Consider the following 17,022-nt stretch of genomic DNA (forward strand, 5'->3'; position numbering starts at 1 on the left):
TGCGCTCTTCGATCTTCCGTTTTTAGACATTTCGTTTAGAAAGTATAGCGCAAACAAGCCGGAGTCATGGATTTCTTCACACAAACTTCACGGTTTTTTTCTATAATAAGAACGGATAGAAAGAAGGAAATAAAATGTTCGATCACGAATTAATGGATACGGAAACGGCAGCGGTCAAAAAAGAACTGCGGTCGATGAAGCGAACCTTCCGCATCGGACTTGCGGCTTGTGCTTTACTTTCCGGAGTTATCGGCTTTTCCGCCGGGACTCTGGCAGCCAAAAATTCAAAAGCCAGCGTCGTTGTACAAAGTGTAGAACGTCGCCAGAATGTGGAGAACGTGCCGGTGACTTCGATAAATATTCCTTCGGTTGCGGCATTGACGCAGAACAGTGTTGTAGAAATCCGAACGGAATCCGTTTCCAACAGTTTATTTCTGCGTCAGTTCGTCACGGAAGGAGCCGGCAGCGGCGTCATTATTTCTGAAGACGGCTACATTGTTACCAACAATCACGTTATTGAAGACGCCCGCTCAATCCTTGTGGCGCTGCATGACGGGACAACGTATGAGGCTCAGCTTGTCGCCTCAGATTCCAAAATGGACATCGGCGTCATTAAAATTGAAGCTTCCGGTCTGACGCCGGCGATTCTGGGAGATTCTGATTCGCTGTCGGTAGGCGAACCTGTCGTCGCCGTCGGCAACCCATTGGGACAGCTGGGCGGGACTGTGACCAATGGAATCGTCAGCGCTTTGGACCGTGAGATTATTCTGAACAATGAGCACCGGAACTTATTGCAGACCAACGCGGCGATCAATCCGGGCAACTCCGGCGGCGGCCTGTTTAATGCGGACGGAGAATTAATCGGCATCGTCGTGGCCAAGTCATCCGGGGAAGATGTTGAGGGTCTGGGTTTCGCCATTCCGATCAATGATGCCAAACCGATTATCGAAGATCTGATCGCACAGGGATATGTCGGCGGCCGGGTATCGTTGGGCATTACGGCGCTGGATCTGACAACCCCTCAGCTCGCCGCTCAATACGGTTTCAAGACACCGGGCGTCTATGTCCAGTCCGTCATTGAAAACTCCAGTGCTGCCAACGGCGGGCTGCAGCCAGGCGATTGCTTTGTATCTATCAACGATACGGCGATTGAAGCCATTTCCGACATTACTTCCATCCTGAATGAAAGCTCTGTCGGCGATCAGCTGATGATCACGGTGAAGCGTGACGGCAAGATCGTTGAACTTACCCTTACCCTGCAGGAAAAGAAAGGCTAAGCACGGCTTACCAAGCATTCTCAAACCTGATCAAAATGCGATCTTAAGAATGGTTTCAGTTAAAACAAACGGAATGGTAAAGATCGGATACTTTAGGGTTCTTTCTGAACGCTGAGGAAAGCAGAGCTTTTAAAGAAACAATAGGCGCTTTAAATCTGTGACAAATACAGATTCAAGGCGCCTTTGTTATTAGGGCCATAATTCATGACCTCGCGTTCAGAAAGAACCTTGTGTATTGTGTCCTCTTGTTGTACTTTTTATATGACTTAATTTAGACACGAAATGAGTAAGAAGTCATCAAGAAAAAGGCTTTTGCTTATTGAAAAACAGATTCAATTGAGCTACTATAATATTGAAAAGCAAACTCAGAAAAGTTTTTTAACATTTTTCTGTTTCTTGCGGGGCTTTTTCTGATTTTCCGCAATATTAGATATGAAGGAGGTCTTTCTCAATGGAAATCAGTAAAATTCCTTACCCTGATTTATCGCTTCAATCCCTGCCGTATTCCCTCAATCCAGATCAGCTTCGTGAGCGTTTAATCACCCTTGACTTTCGGGAAAACGATGTATTCCGTTTTGCCCTGGGTTGTGAGGATGAAAAATCCAGAAAGATTCGATTTGCTTATTTATCAGCGCTGTTTCATATCCAGGTTGTCCGAGCAGATATAAAAAATACGGAACCAATGAAAACCTATGAAAGGGAAAAAGGTGTGCGCTTCGATTTGCTTATCGAAGTTGAAGATGACAAAGGTCAGATTCTGCTTGTGAACATAGAAATGCAGAATTATCAGATGGGTCGGCACTTGTCGCTGCGCTCTCAGGGATACTTGGCACGAATCGTTGCCGACCAGCTCAATGCGGACAATCTTTATGAATTTAATCCCGTAGTTCAGCTGATGATTCTCAACCGGAGTCCGCAAGTGCAGGAATGGGATGGATATCTGCATCATTATCGATACTTCAATGAAGAAAAGGGCAAACGTCTGCCGGATGAGCGATGTCAGATCCTCTGGATAGAAATGGATAAATTAGAGGAATTGGAAAGCAAACCCGTTGAAGAATGGAAAATGGAAGAAAAAATTCACTACATGCTTCGGTTCAGTCATATCGCAGAGAAACAGAACATCATTCATGAATTAGTCGAGAAGGAGGAAATTATCAAGATGATGGAAGAAAAGAAAGTGGATTTTTTAAGGGATACAAGTTTGGCAATTGCTCGATTGAGAGCCAAGTTTGATGAATTGGATTATGAACTGGAAATGGCAGAAAGTCGGCTTGAAGGCAAACGCGAAGGTAAACTTGAAGGTCAACGAACATTGATTAAACTGGTTTTGGGAAAACGGATGGAACTCAGCACAGAAAATGAGAAGCAGATTGACAGTTTAGATGAACAAGCACTCTTAGAGCTGACTCAGGTCATAGATACAATCTACACATCACAGGATCTTCACCACCAAATCCAAACGATTACAAAACAGAATAGCAGAGCTGCAGAAACAATACTTTCCCGATAAAGTACCGAATTTACAGAATTCAATCCAAGAAACTAAGTTTAGATACGTAAGACAGATCCTATATACTTTTCATCCTTTAAGGTAAGCTCAGATTTGACGGATCGATCCTTGAAAGATTCTGACATCAGGATAAATAAGTTTAAATAGTTGGATTCGGGCAAGATTAACAAAAAAGAAGGTCTGCTTTGTAGAAAGTATTGGCCTGAATGAGCGTGAAATCATAATTGAATAAAAGAGGGACGACTAAGTGATAAGCATGTTTCAGTTCTTTCCGAGCTCTAGGCAAAGCAGAGCTTTTGAAGTAGCAATAGGCGCTTTAAATCTGTGACAAATACAGATTTAAGGCGCCTTTGTTATTGGGTGCCATAATTCACTACCCAGAATTCAGAAAGAACCTACTTTGGATCTTCTCTGATAGTTCCATTATTCTGTTTAGGCTAACGAAAAAGAAAAGCAATCAAAGTCCTGGACTCTGACTGCTTCATTTCAATTTCTGAAGAATTCAATCTTCTTCTTTTTCAATATTTGCGGTTTTGATAACCTTTTCGGCAATCGGCTGCGGGGCTGGTTCATAGCGATCAAACTCAATCACGAAGGAACCGCGGCCCTGCGTCATTGAACGCAGCTCTGTTGAATATTTCATCATTTCAGCCATCGGCACTTCCGCCGTGATCTTCTGTTCTTTTTCATCCACTAAATCCATGCCGAGAATAATTCCGCGGCGTTTGTTGAAATCGCCGATAATCGTGCCGGTATATTCCTCTGGAATCAAAACTTCAACCTTACCGATTGGTTCAAGCAGGATTGGTTTGACTTTCGGCATTCCGGCTTTGTAGGCCAGACGGGCCGCGGCTTTAAAGGCAATTTCCTTCGAGTCGACTTCATGATAGGAGCCGTCGGTCAGCGTCGCTTTGACACCGACAACCTTATATCCAGCCAGAACTCCCTTTTCCATGCATTCCCGCAGACCGGCTTCAACGGCTGGGAAATACTGCTTCGGAACAGCACCACCGAAAACAGATTCCGCAAAGACCATTTCATCCCCATCGCACGGTTCAAATTTAACGAAGACATGACCATACTGACCTGCACCGCCGGACTGCTTTTTATGCTTGCCTTCAGCCGTGACTGTGCCGCGGATCGTTTCACGATACTGAACCTTCGGCTCCGTGGTCGTGACTTCAACCTTATATTTGGATTTCAGCTTGCTTAGGATGACGTCGATATGCTGAACGCCCATGCCGTACAACACCGTTTCCTTGGTTTCCTTATTCTTATCCAGACGGATCGACGGATCTTCTTCACACATCCGCTGCAGACCCATGCTCATCTTGTCTTCATCCGCTTTGGTTTTCGGCCAGATCGCAACGCCCAGCATCGGTTTCGGGAATTCGATTGGAGCATAGGTAACCGGCTTTAAGCGTGTTGCTAGCGTGTCGTTGGTATCGGTGAACTGCAGTTTGACAACTGCGCCGATATCGCCGGTAAACAGCTTGCCAACCGCAATCTGATGCTTGCCCTTAACGATATAAATCTGATTCAGTTTTTCAATCTTGTCCTTCTGTACGTTTAAGACCTGGGCATCCGTGCTCATGACGCCGGTCATGACCTTCAGCAGGGAGATCTTGCCGACAAACGGATCAATGATCGTCTTGAAAACCTGAGCCGTAAACGCTTCCTGTTCATTGGTTTCCATCAAAATCGGAATGCCGTCCAGATCCAGCGCTTCAATCATGCCCTTCTCAGCATAGCTTGGGAAGTACTCACGGATCAGATCAAGCAGACGTTCGATGCCGGTAACCTGGGTCGCACTGCCGCAGTAAACCGGACGGATATCCCCGTTGCGCACGCCGATGCGCAAGCCCTTGGCGACTTCATGTTCATCAAAGCTTTCGCCGCTGAAGAATTTTTCCATCAGTTCATCATCGGCCATCGCAATCGCCTCAGCGATCTGATTGTAATATTCTTCAACGATCTCTTTCAGCTCATCCGGTACTTCCTTCGGAGTTGTCCGATCGTCATAATACCAGGCTTTTTTACGCAGAATGTTGACAGAGCCGACAACCTTGCCCGCGCTTGTAATCGGAACTTCAAACGGAATGACCGTCTTGCCGAAATGTTCGCGCAGCTGATTGTAGGTCTGATCAAATGAAGCATTTTCCTCATCAATTTTGTTGATGAAGAAAATGGTCGGCAGTTTCTTGCGGGTAACGATCTTCCAGGCTTTTTCCGTACCGGATTCGACGCCGTCCTTTGCCCCGACGACGATCAGCGCGTTATCGCCGACCGCGATGCCGCACTGCGCTTCGCCCTCATAATCCAGATAACCCGGCGTATCAATAAAGTTAATCTTGCATTCTTTCCATTCAACCGGCGCAATGGAGGTGTAGACGGACAAACCACGTTTGATTTCTTCCGCGTCATTATCCATGACGCTCGTTCCATCTCCGGTTTTGCCCAGCCGGTCCGTTGCCTGAGTAAAATATAATGCAGCTTCGACGACGCTGGATTTGCCAGCGCCGCTGTGTCCCATCAGAACGATATTGCGGACTTCATTCGCTAAATAATCTCTCATACGGCTTCCCCCCTACTTCAAATGCTCTTTCAGCTCAGCAAAGCAGTGCTCACGGACATAATGAATAGCGAGGTTGCCCTGGAAATCTTTGATGCTCTTATCTGCGCCTTGGTCCAGCAGATACAGAACCAGATCAACATATCCGCCGTAGCTGGCTCTCATCAACGCTGTGCAGCCGGCATTATCCTGCATGTTGATATCCGCGCCGTGTTCGATCAGATATTTGATGACATCCACCTTGCATGCCAGAACCGCTTCCATCAGCGCCGTTCTGCCCTTGCTGTCACGAGCGTTCACATTCGCTCCGTTTTCAACCAGATATTCAACGACTTCGCTCTGACCTAGGAAGGAAGCCCGCATCAGCGACGTCCGTCCGTTGTCATCATGAGAATTCACATCGGATCCTGCTTCAACCAGCATCTTGACAATTCCCAGATGACCTTTTTTTGCCGCGCCCATTAACGCCGTCTTATTGTTGACATCACGAGCCCGAACATTTGCTCCATTATCTAGCAAGAACCGAACGATATCTTCATAACCGCGCTTAGCGCTGCGCATCAAGGCTGTCCGTCCGTCGCCGTTGGATACATTGACGTTGGCTCCTTTGGAAACACATGCACAGACTTTCGCGAAATCGCCGGCTGCCGCCGCATCCCAGAACTCTTTGTTTGTTTGATCCATAATGAATTCCTCCTTTTATTTATTCATCAAACATTGAACTTCCTGCGCATCATTCCGAAATTCGGAACCCCCTGTGATCTGCATCAGCAGGAGTATTCCTGAAAACTGAACCTTGTGCCCGATTCCTCAGTAATGGACAGCCGATTCAAGATTCCATTTTCAGGCGTAGGCGGATCTGACATGTCGCTCAACTTTGTCTGCCTGAAGCGTTCAGCACCTGAATTTCGCTGACTCCTTCGCTTCCGAAGACAAAAAAGATGGACAGTCTAAATCCATCTTAAAAACAACTGATTTTTTCCCAAAAGAACCCCGCCGAAAACACCTTCAGCTCTATCATCTCCATTTTGAGGGGCAACAAAAACTAAGCCTTTCTTCTGGTCCATGATGTTTCACTCCATTCCGGTCTTGGTTCTTTATAGCTTTATTGTAACCGATTTCATTTTTTGTTCAAGACCTTTCTTACCGAATTTCTATGAAAACTATGTTTTCGTTTGTTACATTTTGTAAATTCTTTCATTTTTGTTTTTTCCTGCTTTTTGGACTTCTTTTTTCACTGTGAAGTTGTTACAATGAAATCAAATGAGGAAAAGGAGATTCTTATGGAAGCCTGGAAAAATTACTTCAATGTCATGAACGAAATCATCGCCAACGTCATGGACAGTCAGGGCGAGGCCATCATGCAGGCAGCAAAACTGTGCGCCGACGTATCCGAGCGCGGCGGTTTAATCTATGGATTGGGCGCGGGACATTCCCACCTGGTCATCGAGGACGCCTTTTGGCGGGCCGCAACCGTCGCCAACTACGCGGCGCTGCTGGAGCCCAGCGTTACCGGCACCTTTGATATTACCAAAAGCTATTTAATGGAAAACACCTATGAGGTCGGCCGTCACATCGTTGATTATCATCGTGTTACACCCAACGACTGCATCATCATCATTTCCAATTCCGGCAACAACATCGTCCCGGTCGACGCCGCTTTGCGGGCTCGTGAAAAAGGCATTCCCACGATTGCCATCACCGCGGTGGAATACAGCGACTACCTGACGACCAAGCACCAAAGCGGCAAAAAACTGAAGGATGTCTGCGATATCGTTCTAGACAACTGTTCGCTGATCGGCGATGCCGCGGTTGAAATAGAAGGCTTCCCAATGAAGATCGGCTCGACTTCTACCATTCCGGCGGTTTATCTGCAAAACGCGGTGCTGACGCAGACCGTAGAACTGCTGGTCCAGCGGGGATTAGATCCAGACGTCTATTTCAACGGCCACATCGCGTTTATGGACGCCTCGGCTGCCGATCACAACGACAAACTTGTCGACAAGTATTTTTACCGCATCCGCAATCTCTGATTTTCATAATCGGATAAGAGAAAACCGCTGATTCTGCCGGATAAGCAGAAAATCTGCGGTTTTTTTGCTGCTGTGGTTTAGGCTTCCTGCCTATCGCTTTTAGAAAGTACGTGGATCAGCCGTTGCGCAGCTACCTCAATCACGCTGCGGGGTGCTGCGATATTCAGCCGGATAAACGGTTTTTCACATTGGTAGTGGGAACCGCTGCTGCCGTAGATATGACAGCGGTTTTCAAACAAATCCACAACCTCGGCGTCGTTATTGCAGCAGCCGCTGCAGTCTACCCATAACAGAAACGTCGATTGAAGCCGCATCGGCATCAACGGAACATCAGCTTCTTTCAGCATCGTTTTAAAAATCTCGGCATTTTGGCTGACGTAAGCCTTGGCCTGCTGCAGCCATGTCTCTCCCGCTGGACTGTAAGCTGCCAGCGCGGCGGCGTGGGAAAAGGTCTGATTATTCATATAGGCCAGACTGTCCCGCTCATGCTGCAACGCCTGGGCCTGATTAGCATCCGGAATAAACACAAACGAACACTGCATTCCCTGAAGATTAAACGTCTTGCTTGGAGAAAGAATTGTAATGACGTTTTGATCTACAGCGCTGGCCGCCGTCATCGTTCCATAGACCCAATCCGCATGGATTTCATCCGCCAGCACCGTGACCTGGTATTTCCGGCACAGCGAAAGCATCGCATCCAGTTCCTCACGCGTGAAAACCTTGGAGGTTGGATTGTGCGGCGAACACAGAATAAACAGCCGGACTTCCTGCAGCTTCGCTTCAAAATCGTCCATATCCAGTTCATAATGATCCTCCTTCTGGATCAGTTCGTTCATCACGCAGCGGCGCTGGTTCAGCGTGACGACCTTGCGGAAAGGACTGTAGGATGGGTTCTGGATCAAGATTCCGTCGCCCGGCTTGGTGAATGCCCGCAAACACAGAGCAATCGCCGTATTGACGCTGGGGGTGATCTGAATTGTCCGGGGATCCAGCAAGGCTGCGCTGTGTGCTTTTGCCCAGGCACACACCACCTCCGGCAGTTCCTCATCGAATTGCTGATAGCCGTAAAACGGATGTTCCGCCCGCTCGATGATCGCCTGCTGAATTGCCGGGCAGCAGGGCAGATCCATATCCGCCAGTGTCATCACCAGCGCATCCTGAGGCCGCTGCGCTGTTTTAACCGCATTATATTTGACACAGTGCGTCCCTTTGCGATCATAAATTTCATCAAAGTTCATCTTTTTTTCTCCCTCTGTTTTTTCCATTATACCACTTCATCCCCCTTTTTGCGGCAATAGAAAATGACCCGCAGTCAGGTCATTTCCGTTTTCATTTAGTTTGACTGCTCGTTTGCTTCCTCATCAATCCCCGGAATCGGCCGCAGCTGCGACATCAGCGCCTCCCAGGTCAGCCGGCCCACGATCCCGTCGGCGTTTAAACCCTGATCACGCTGGAAGGCGCGCACCTGCTGATCAAGCTCGCTGTCAAATACGCCGCTGATCTTGGTTATACGGTAGCCCAGCGCCCACAGTGCATCCTGAGCGACGCAAACTTCTGTCTTTTTATCGCCTTTCTGAATCTGCGCAAAGGGTACGAAATCACTGGCTGCTTCGTTTTGATGATGCAGATGGGCTTCAATCCGGGTGTGTTCCAGATCGGTAATGACATCAAACAATTCCTGGTCTTCCGCCAAAGTGACTAACTGCTGCAGCCCCGGCAGCGACAGATTAGATCCCAAATCGACCGCCGTTCCCAGCATATGCGTTAAAATCATCGGTTCATCTGCATCCCACGCCCGCCGAAACGCCCGGCTGACACGCGGCTTCTGCCCATAGCGGCGGATCAGCTCATTCACTGAATTTAAAAAGCGCCGGGTGGACCAGCCGATCGTACGGCTGTGGGAATTGCGCATAAACTCGCCGACAGTCAGCCGGCAGCAGGTCGTATACGGCATGTTGTCCGAACAGCGCAGCGAATACGTTTCCATGTTGTTCGTTTGGTCATTGTATATCAAAATTCTCATCGGTTTCACCTCCAGTATACCTTATGCGCTTTGTGGCGAAAGGCCAAGGCCAATGACCAAATGCACCTACGTTAGGCACGTTCCCTTTCCCCGCCGGCTTGGCGTCATACCCTGTTAATGAAAGGAGGATTTACTTTTATGGCTTATGTAATTCGCAGAGGTTATACAGGCTTAGCTGTCAAGAAGATGCAGCACTATTTAAATGTGCTGCGCACCACGTATCCTGACCTTCCGGTTCTGAAAGAAGACGGCAACTTCGGTTCAGCAACCGAAAACGCCGTCATGCTTTTCCAAAGACATACCGGCTTAACCGCCGATGGCATCATCGGAACTTTAACCTGGGATAAGATTATCGCTAAATATAAAGCGAACCCCGATCCAGGACCTGGTCCGGATCCCGATCCCGGTACAGATCAGCCGCCGCTGGAATACGGCGATACCGGACTGGAAGTCCAGAAAATGCAGAACTATCTGAACAAGCTCACCCTGCCTTCAACGCCGATTACGGCAGACGGAGTTTTTGGTGCCAAAACCGAAGCCAAGGTCATCGCGTTTCAAAACGCGCACAGTTTGACTCCGGATGGCAAAATCGGTGAGAAAACCTGGGATAAGATCATCGACCTGATCGACTAACCTAAAAAAATCGGAATTCCCAAACGGAGTTCCGATTTTTCTGCTTGCTGTTTATTTCGGCGGGTTTTCCGGATGTTCCGCCTGCGATACCGCTTTTTTTACAGTTTCAAGATAGTTTTGAATCGTAATCGTGCATTGCGTCCGCAAATCTTCATTCACGGCTTTGCCTTCCTCGTCCACATTCACAGCCTCTAAACCATGAGCGACAATGTAGTCTTCCAGCGCTTGAATCTGCTGACTCCAGCCTGCGATCGCCTGCTCACCCAGCTTATACTGATCGCCCAGCGTTTTCTTTGTCGTATCTTCTGTGATTTCATCAATTGACACCCAGCTGATCTTCCCGTCCTTCATTTGAACCGAAACGATCGGCGTTCCAAACGTCGTGGTTTCCCCTACGACATCACTGGCTTCCGTAATCGCCGGATCAATCGTCGGCGAAACCGTCGGCGCAGTACTGGGTGAAGCTGAAGGCGAGGGCTGAGGTTTCTTCTGATTCCACGAACAGCCGGTCAGCACAGCCAGACACAAAACGGCGCACAGAATGATTTTCTTCATGAAACAGCCTCCTTTTCATTCTGCCTTTAGTCTGCCCCGCACCGCGGTGTTCTATCAGCCTGAAATCGAGAAAAAGCCGCTATGCAGTAAAATCCGCGGGCTCCTGCGGCAGTTCCGCAAACCGAATTTCGATCTTAAACAGATCTCCATCGGCACTGACCTCAATCTGACCTTTCATCAGTGTTACAAACGTTTCCGCAATCGCCAGGCCCAAACCGGAACCTTCTGTCGATCGGGATACATCGCCGCGGACAAACCGTTCGGTTAAGGATCCCGGATCAAATTTCAGTTCGTAGTTCGCAATGTTTTTGAAGCTGATGCAGATCTGTTCCTCCACCCGTTCAATCTGAATATAAACGCGGGTATTTTCCATGGAATATTTAATCGCATTGGTAATCAGGTTATCAAAGACATTATACAACCGACCGCCGTCCGCCAGAATGTAGCCAGGAGTATCGAGGTATTGGATTTTAAACTCCAGCGTGCTGGCTTCAATTTTTTCATCCAGCTCCGCCAGCGTCTGCATCAGAAGGCCGTTAATTTCCAGCTTCCGCAAATCCATCTGCAGATTGCCGCTGGCCGCCTTGGAAATTTCAAACAGATCCTGAATCAGATTTTTTAACCGCACGCTCTTCTGCGTGATGATGCGCACGTAGTCACGGGCATATTCCGGCTGAATCTCAGCTTTGGTCAACAGATCTGAGTAGTTGATCAACGATGTGATCGGCGTTTTCAGATCATGGGAAACGTTAGTAATCAGCTCAATTTTCAGTTTCTCACTCTTAAGCTGTTCTTCAACCTGATGACTGACGCCTTCCCGGATTTTTTCCAGATTATCACTGACTGGCTGCAGCGGACTGCCTTCGCTCAGCTCAAAGCTTTCGTTCAGTACGCCGCGGCGGATATTTTCAACCTGCTGCGCCAGCGCGGCAGAATCCTGCATGAACAACATCATCCTGCGGATGTAGAGAAACAGCACCAAAAAGGCCGCAGCAAAGATCAGAACAAACACCAGAATTCCCATAAAGCCCAAAAACGCGGAGAACATCATCGACCAGAGAATGAATGCGCAGATGACTTCAAAAACAACCAGAAGCAGAAATTCCGTCAGCCATTTTTTCTGATAGCCATACGGACCGCTGATTAAGCGCACCGTCTTCATTGCAGAATTAAGAATATTGTGATGAAAGGGCTTTAAGCCATAGAAATGCAGTTCATTGACCAGCACATACAAGCCCCAAAACAGCACGGTCACCGCCAAGGGCAGCGGCAGGCTAAGCGAGAACAGCATCAATGTTAAAACTAAGCCCAGCCCCAGTTTAACCTCAATCCAAAAATTGAAAGTCAGCTGCGCCAAGCTTTCATTAAACGCCGTAATCGGCGCGCGCTTGAACACCCCGTAGGCCAGAGTGATAAAAAACAGGCACAAGGAGGAATAAAAGCAGATCTTCAGATTGTTCATCGACTCCTGAAAGTACGTGTAGCTGTAATACATCGGCGTATTGTATGCCAGCTGATCGTCGATCACCAGCGCCAGCCGTTCAACTTTTTCCTGAGAATACAGCTTAAGCAGGCTGACAGCCATTTCCGCCGTTTCCCGCGTGATCGTCTTCTGATCAATCAGGAAATACGCTCCGCGATAGGTTATCTGCGGGGTTTCTCCCTGCTGCCATGTCAGCATCATCATGCCCTGACTGCCGTACTGCTGCAAAAACTGATCATAAGTCAGCTTCAGATCATCATCGCTGTTGAAATAAATATCCTGCTGCTCAACGACATAATGCAGATTGTAATACAGGTCTTCCTGAACCTCTCCCGACAACGGCGGTTCATCATAAAGCAGATGTGCCAAATCCTGCAGGCTCTGCTGAATCATCTGTTTGGGATACAGCACCTGATGACCCTGGGTTGAATACAGCGTTTCCACCGTCAGCGCCGAGGTAAACAACAGCCCCGTCAACAGAACGAAAAAAAGCAGGAACGCCAGAAACCCGCTAGTTTTTCTCGATCTTGTATCCAATCCCCCACACCACCTTTATATACCGCGGATTCTTCGGATCAATTTCAATCTTCTCACGAATCCGCCGAATATGGACGGCAACCGTGTTTTCACTCTGGAAACTCGTTTCATTCCATACCCGCTCATAGATTTCATCAATTGAAAACACGCGGTTCAGATTGGTTAAAAACAATTCCAGAATCCGATATTCGATCGGTGTGACCTTGACCGGTTCGCCTTCCAGCGTCACCGTTTTCGCCTCCAAATCAATACTTAAACCGCCGACTTCGATCACCGTTCCGGTTTCCGCCGTCGCCCCCAGCTGCATGTAGCGGCGCAGCTGCGATTTAACCCGGGCAATCATTTCCAAAGGATTAAACGGTTTGGTAATATAATCATCAGCACCGATGTTCAGACCCAGCACCTTATCCATGTCCTCCGATTTGGCAGACAGGATAATAATCGGAATGTTGGATGTTTCACGAATGTGCATAATCGCCTGGATTCCATCCATCTTCGGCATCATCACATCCATCAGAATGCAGTGAATTTTCTGCTGATTCAGAATTTCCAGCGCTTCCAGTCCATTATACGCTTTAAAAATTTCATAGCCTTCGCTCTTAAGATAAATTTCGATCGCGTCGGCGATCTCATGATCATCATCCACGACTAAGATTTTATAGTTTTCCATATTCCCAATCCTTTCCGCTCTTCTATTTTATAACCTTACCAAACAATTCTTAAGCGTTTCCATTCTTTTCCTTACAGTTTTCTTACAAATCCCCATTTAATAAGGCTTTCCACGTATCGTAGTCCGGCATGTGGTGACGAATGACCGTGTAAAAGCGTTGGGAATGATTCGGTACGATCAGATGCGCATATTCATGCCATAACACTGAATTCACGCACGCTAAAGGGTAATGAATCAAATTCAGATTCAGCGTGATTTTGGACTTGGCCGGAATACAGCTGCCCCAGCGGCTTGTCATCCGCCGGTAATGGATCGTCGGAGCAGCCAGATGATAGTCCGCAATCACCTGATCCCATTTTGGCCGCAGTCGTTCGACTTCGGCTTCCAGGCTGCTCTTGGCAAATTGATCAAAGGCGCGCTGCTTTGTTTCCGGACAGGCATCGGCGCCATAAAGAATTAAGCGATCCGGCTGCAGCCGGGTTTTTCCTTTGCCAATCACCCATTGCAGCTCGACCGGCTTGCCGTATACGGCGATCTTTCCGCTGGCCGGTTGGGACTGCTGCGCCTGACGGCGGGCCAGCTTTTCCGTATGGGCCTCAATCCAACTGCGCTTCGCTTCCACAAACCGCTGAATTTCTGCATTCGAACAGGCATACGGCGCGCTGATAAGCAATTCATCCGGACTTTTTAAGCGCAGAATCAGATTGCGGATCGGTTTGCGCTGAACCGATATCCGCAGAATTTTCCCATTGATATTTAAGCTTTCCATCGCCGCACTCCTTTTGGGATTCATTATAACATAAAACCGAAGACTAGAAAACGGCGCCAAGGACAGCGCCGTTTCTTTTCCTGATTTCTTTAAGTTCTTTGCGGTTAATTTAATCACTAATTTTCAAATCGCCGCTGATTGTCTTGACCGCGATTTGGGCATGACCATCCCCAGCGCTCAGCTGACGGCCGCGGCGTTCCAGCGGCAGATGGATATGCGGCCGCAAGTCACCGGAAATCGTCGTGAAGCTGCAAACAAAACCTGTGGTATGCGGCAGGGTTAAATGAATATCGCCGCTGATCGTATCCAGTTTCAGACTTTCAGCCGCTTCAATCGCAAGATCAAGATCACCGCTTTTGCTTTCCGCCAGCACCGCCTGGAAGCAGCCCCGAATATCTAAATCGCCTGAGGTTGTACGGAATTTGCCCAGTTTACCATGGGCCTGGGTCAAATCAAGGTCACCGCTGATCGAAGTGGCTTCAATCAATTCACCGCGGACTGCCGCATGAATATCGCCGGAAGCCGACGTAAACTGCACAGCCTCGGCATCAAGTGCACGTATATCGATATCTCCGCTTTGCACCGACGCCGCAAACTTGCCGCAGTGAAGGATTTCAGGCACTCGGATATCTCCGCTCATACTGCTGATCTTGACATCCAGACTGGCTGAAGGCAGCGTAACATCCAATCGCAGATGTTCTCCCGCTCCCGCCCGCAGCCAGCTGTTCTGCAGGCGAATCACGCGGATGGCATAGACGTCATTCTCCTGAACTGTTTCAAGCCGGTAATTATGCACCCGCAGCGGATTGCGGCTATCGTAGAAATCCACTAAAACATCATTTCCAGTTCCCTGCTTCAATGTGATATCCGCACTTTCTGCTTCAATGCTGACCATCGACAAGGCATCAATCTGGGTTTGGGATTCCGCCTGAGCCTGACGATGCGGACGGGTATTCAGTTCGCTGATCAGTTCTGCCGGATCGCCCAGCTCCTCGCTGATTTCCTCTTCGCTGCGGCCTTCGCTCAGCCCCTGTTCAAAGTGATCGGTAAAATCCTGAAGAATTTCCTTTGCGGTTTGTTCGTCAACGGCCTCCAGATCCATTTGCAGCCGTTCCATGTATTCTTTTCTGTTCATGCTTCTCCTTTCCGGATGAGTTCATCCACTAATCGCACAAATTCCTGCCATTCGCCTGTCAGCTGTTGTTCATGGGACCGGCCTTTTTCCGTCAGCCGATAGTATTTGCGGGCCGGACCTTCCGCAGATTCCACCAGATAGGTATCCACGTCGCCGTCATCTTTCAGCCGTTTTAAGATCAGATACAGGGTTCCCGCCGCAACCGTCATTTTCTGTGAGATCGCTTCGGTCAGCTCATAGCCGTATTTCTCTCCCTGCGCCAACAAGGACAGCACGCACATTTCCAGTACGCCTTTCTTAAACTGAGCGTTCATCCAATCCCTCCTTCTAACAAGATAATATCACTAGCTATTCTATAATGCAATATACTATTCATTAAAATTTTAGAAATTGTGAGGCTTTTTTGAATTTTCCGCAATAGTATAGATGGAGGATAAACAAATGAAGAAAAAAATTGCACTCACCATCACCCTCGGATTCACCTTGCTTGGATTGATCATCAGCGGTTTCTATTTTTTCCAGCATGAACTGAACCGGCGTTTAGACCTGGTTTCTGTTCCCGTCAGTACATCCAGCTTACCCCCGCGTCATACAATCACGGCCCAGGATCTGACCTGGATTGATATCCCTTCTGCCTATCTGCAGGCTGATCTGCTTTTGAGCGAAGCGGAGCTTGTCGGTTGTTGGACACGCTTGGAAAGCACCATTCCGCGCGGTTCCTTCTTTTATGAAGAAATGGTTGAAAGACCTGAGGAAATGACTGATTTCAGTATCACGACCTTGAAGGAAGGTCAAGCTGTTTTTCCTTTGGCAGTTTCAATTGAAGAGATCAGCGGACAATTAATGCAGCCTGGACAGCAGGTTGATTTGTATGTATACGGCCAATGGCCGGATGGTCAGGAAATGATGGATTGTCTGCTTCGTGGCGTACGCATTCTGGAACTGCAGAACCGTTATGGTGAACGGATTGATCAGGCAGAGGACACCCTGCCTTCTACTGTGCTGCTGGCCGTTGATCAAGCCTATCTGTCTCCTTTATCCATTGCGGAGAAGAAAGGACGAATCGAACTGTATCTAACCGCTGACAGTTATAATCAGGCAGAATGTATCCTGGCAGAGGAATCCGAGGTTCTCCGCTGGCTGAAAGAGGAACGATAGTCTTTGTTACTATTTAAAGACAGAAAAGAAGCCACGAACACGCTATGAGTTAAAAGTCAGAAGACTTCGTTTGTCAAGCGATTGGGAGCGAATAGGCACTTTTCAGGAGCGAATAGATAGGTTAGAAGAAATGAAAGAGATAAGCACTGAATGTTAGATAACTTCGTTTGTCAAGCAATTGGGAACGAATAGGCACTTTTCAGGAGCGAATAGCCAAGTTAGAAGAAATGAAAGAGATAAGTACTGAATGTCAGAAAGCTTCGTTTGTCAAGCAATTGGGAACGAATAGGTACTTTTCGGGAGCGAATAGACAAGTTAAAAGAAATGATAGAGATAAGCACTGAATGTCAGAAAGCTTCATTTGTCAAGCAGTTGGGAGCGAATAGGCACTTTCGGGAGCGAATAGACAAGTTAGAAGAAATGATAGAGATAAGCACTGAATGTCAGAAAGCTTCATTTGTCAAGCAGTTGGGAACGAATAGGCACTTTTCAGGAGCGAATAGACAAGTTAGAAGAAATGATAGAGATAAGCACTGAATGTCAGAAAGCTTCGTTTGTCAAGCGATTGGGAACGAATAGGCACTTTTCGGGAGCGAATGGGTTAATAATAAAATTTGAATTATTCCTATGGATTTAGAAGTATCTGCAACTTTGGTAACAAACA

At 47.8% G+C, this 17,022-nt stretch carries 15 protein-coding genes; 5 read left to right on the forward strand and 10 right to left on the reverse strand.

The genetic code is table 11. The features are described from left to right. Positions 1–134 precede the first annotated feature (134 nt). Positions 135–1,277, forward strand: coding sequence for a S1C family serine protease (locus tag BN162_RS04655; protein ID WP_020223920.1), 1,143 nt, complete (start codon positions 135–137; stop codon positions 1,275–1,277). A 451-nt stretch (positions 1,278–1,728) separates the two neighbouring features. Then, entirely contained in the window at positions 1,729–2,790 is a 1,062-nt protein-coding gene (locus BN162_RS04660) for a PD-(D/E)XK nuclease family transposase (RefSeq protein WP_020223921.1), read from the forward strand. Between the two features lie 502 nt (positions 2,791–3,292). Here BN162_RS04660 and BN162_RS04665 read toward each other — a convergent pair. Both BN162_RS04665 and BN162_RS04670 read right to left on the reverse strand, forming a co-directional pair. Then, entirely contained in the window at positions 3,293–5,365 is a 2,073-nt protein-coding gene (locus BN162_RS04665) for an elongation factor G (protein ID WP_020223922.1), read from the reverse strand. Positions 5,366–5,377: 12 nt separating this feature from the next. Continuing rightward, complete coding sequence (locus BN162_RS04670) at positions 5,378–6,046, reverse strand: ankyrin repeat domain-containing protein (protein ID WP_020223923.1); 669 nt, start codon at positions 6,044–6,046, stop codon at positions 5,378–5,380. A 599-nt stretch (positions 6,047–6,645) separates the two neighbouring features. Between BN162_RS04670 and BN162_RS04675 the strand changes: the two genes are divergently transcribed. Continuing rightward, entirely contained in the window at positions 6,646–7,395 is a 750-nt protein-coding gene (locus BN162_RS04675; protein ID WP_020223925.1) for a sugar isomerase domain-containing protein, read from the forward strand. 77 nt (positions 7,396–7,472) lie between these two features. On the opposite strand, the gene BN162_RS04680 is transcribed toward BN162_RS04675, so the two are convergent. Both BN162_RS04680 and BN162_RS19135 read right to left on the reverse strand, forming a co-directional pair. Then, positions 7,473–8,633 (reverse strand): MalY/PatB family protein, encoded by a 1,161-nt coding sequence (locus BN162_RS04680; RefSeq protein WP_167539991.1) that lies wholly within the window; start codon positions 8,631–8,633, stop codon positions 7,473–7,475. Between the two features lie 95 nt (positions 8,634–8,728). Then, complete coding sequence (locus tag BN162_RS19135; RefSeq protein ID WP_020223927.1) at positions 8,729–9,418, reverse strand: peptidoglycan-binding domain-containing protein; 690 nt, start codon at positions 9,416–9,418, stop codon at positions 8,729–8,731. A 138-nt stretch (positions 9,419–9,556) separates the two neighbouring features. On the opposite strand from BN162_RS19135, the gene BN162_RS04695 reads away from it, so the two are divergent. Then, positions 9,557–10,051 carry a peptidoglycan-binding domain-containing protein gene (locus BN162_RS04695; RefSeq protein ID WP_020223928.1) on the forward strand — a complete coding sequence of 165 codons (495 nt, stop codon included), beginning with the start codon at positions 9,557–9,559 and terminating at the stop codon, positions 10,049–10,051. A 51-nt stretch (positions 10,052–10,102) separates the two neighbouring features. Here the strand turns inward: BN162_RS04695 and BN162_RS04700 are convergent, their stop codons facing one another. The 6 genes from BN162_RS04700 to BN162_RS04725 form a co-directional block, all read right to left on the reverse strand. Beyond that, on the reverse strand, positions 10,103–10,606 hold the full coding sequence (locus BN162_RS04700; protein WP_020223929.1) for a hypothetical protein: 504 nt from the start codon (positions 10,604–10,606) through the stop codon (positions 10,103–10,105). Positions 10,607–10,685: 79 nt separating this feature from the next. Continuing rightward, entirely contained in the window at positions 10,686–12,626 is a 1,941-nt protein-coding gene (locus BN162_RS17720) for a sensor histidine kinase (protein ID WP_020223930.1), read from the reverse strand. Then, positions 12,601–13,296, reverse strand: coding sequence for a response regulator transcription factor (locus BN162_RS04710; protein WP_006058785.1), 696 nt, complete (start codon positions 13,294–13,296; stop codon positions 12,601–12,603). The genes BN162_RS17720 and BN162_RS04710 overlap by 26 nt, the downstream gene beginning before the upstream one ends. Before the next feature lie 82 nt (positions 13,297–13,378). Next, positions 13,379–14,065, reverse strand: coding sequence for a M48 family metallopeptidase (locus BN162_RS17725; protein ID WP_020223931.1), 687 nt, complete (start codon positions 14,063–14,065; stop codon positions 13,379–13,381). 109 nt (positions 14,066–14,174) lie between these two features. Beyond that, a complete protein-coding gene (locus BN162_RS04720; RefSeq protein ID WP_020223932.1) occupies positions 14,175–15,200 on the reverse strand; it encodes a DUF4097 family beta strand repeat-containing protein in 1,026 nt (341 codons plus the stop codon). After that, on the reverse strand, positions 15,197–15,514 hold the full coding sequence (locus tag BN162_RS04725) for a PadR family transcriptional regulator (RefSeq protein WP_020223933.1): 318 nt from the start codon (positions 15,512–15,514) through the stop codon (positions 15,197–15,199). The genes BN162_RS04720 and BN162_RS04725 overlap by 4 nt, the downstream gene beginning before the upstream one ends. A gap of 127 nt (positions 15,515–15,641) precedes the next feature. Here BN162_RS04725 and cpaB point away from each other — a divergent pair, with 127 nt between their 5' ends. Then, positions 15,642–16,358: a Flp pilus assembly protein CpaB gene (gene cpaB, locus BN162_RS04730; RefSeq protein WP_020223934.1), complete on the forward strand. Its 717-nt coding sequence runs from the start codon at positions 15,642–15,644 to the stop codon at positions 16,356–16,358. The last annotated feature ends 664 nt before the right edge of the window (positions 16,359–17,022 follow it).

This window comes from Holdemania massiliensis AP2, assembly GCF_000327285.1.
In the GTDB taxonomy this organism is placed as follows: Bacteria; Bacillota_I; Bacilli_A; order Erysipelotrichales; family Erysipelotrichaceae; genus Holdemania; species Holdemania massiliensis.

Excerpts from the sequence above, each read along its gene's own strand:
- BN162_RS04655 (WP_020223920.1), top strand. The coding sequence starts at position 135 with ATGTTCGATCACGAATTAATGGATACGGAAACGGCAGCGGTCAAAAAA.
- BN162_RS04660 (WP_020223921.1), top strand. The coding sequence starts at position 1,729 with ATGGAAATCAGTAAAATTCCTTACCCTGATTTATCGCTTCAATCCCTG.
- BN162_RS04665 (WP_020223922.1), bottom strand. The coding sequence starts at position 5,365 with ATGAGAGATTATTTAGCGAATGAAGTCCGCAATATCGTTCTGATGGGA.
- BN162_RS04670 (WP_020223923.1), bottom strand. The coding sequence starts at position 6,046 with ATGGATCAAACAAACAAAGAGTTCTGGGATGCGGCGGCAGCCGGCGAT.
- BN162_RS04675 (WP_020223925.1), top strand. The coding sequence starts at position 6,646 with ATGGAAGCCTGGAAAAATTACTTCAATGTCATGAACGAAATCATCGCC.
- BN162_RS04680 (WP_167539991.1), bottom strand. The coding sequence starts at position 8,633 with ATGAACTTTGATGAAATTTATGATCGCAAAGGGACGCACTGTGTCAAA.
- BN162_RS19135 (WP_020223927.1), bottom strand. The coding sequence starts at position 9,418 with ATGAGAATTTTGATATACAATGACCAAACGAACAACATGGAAACGTAT.
- BN162_RS04695 (WP_020223928.1), top strand. The coding sequence starts at position 9,557 with ATGGCTTATGTAATTCGCAGAGGTTATACAGGCTTAGCTGTCAAGAAG.
- BN162_RS04700 (WP_020223929.1), bottom strand. The coding sequence starts at position 10,606 with ATGAAGAAAATCATTCTGTGCGCCGTTTTGTGTCTGGCTGTGCTGACC.
- BN162_RS04710 (WP_006058785.1), bottom strand. The coding sequence starts at position 13,296 with ATGGAAAACTATAAAATCTTAGTCGTGGATGATGATCATGAGATCGCC.
- BN162_RS17725 (WP_020223931.1), bottom strand. The coding sequence starts at position 14,065 with ATGGAAAGCTTAAATATCAATGGGAAAATTCTGCGGATATCGGTTCAG.
- BN162_RS04720 (WP_020223932.1), bottom strand. The coding sequence starts at position 15,200 with ATGAACAGAAAAGAATACATGGAACGGCTGCAAATGGATCTGGAGGCC.
- BN162_RS04725 (WP_020223933.1), bottom strand. The coding sequence starts at position 15,514 with ATGAACGCTCAGTTTAAGAAAGGCGTACTGGAAATGTGCGTGCTGTCC.
- cpaB (WP_020223934.1), top strand. The coding sequence starts at position 15,642 with ATGAAGAAAAAAATTGCACTCACCATCACCCTCGGATTCACCTTGCTT.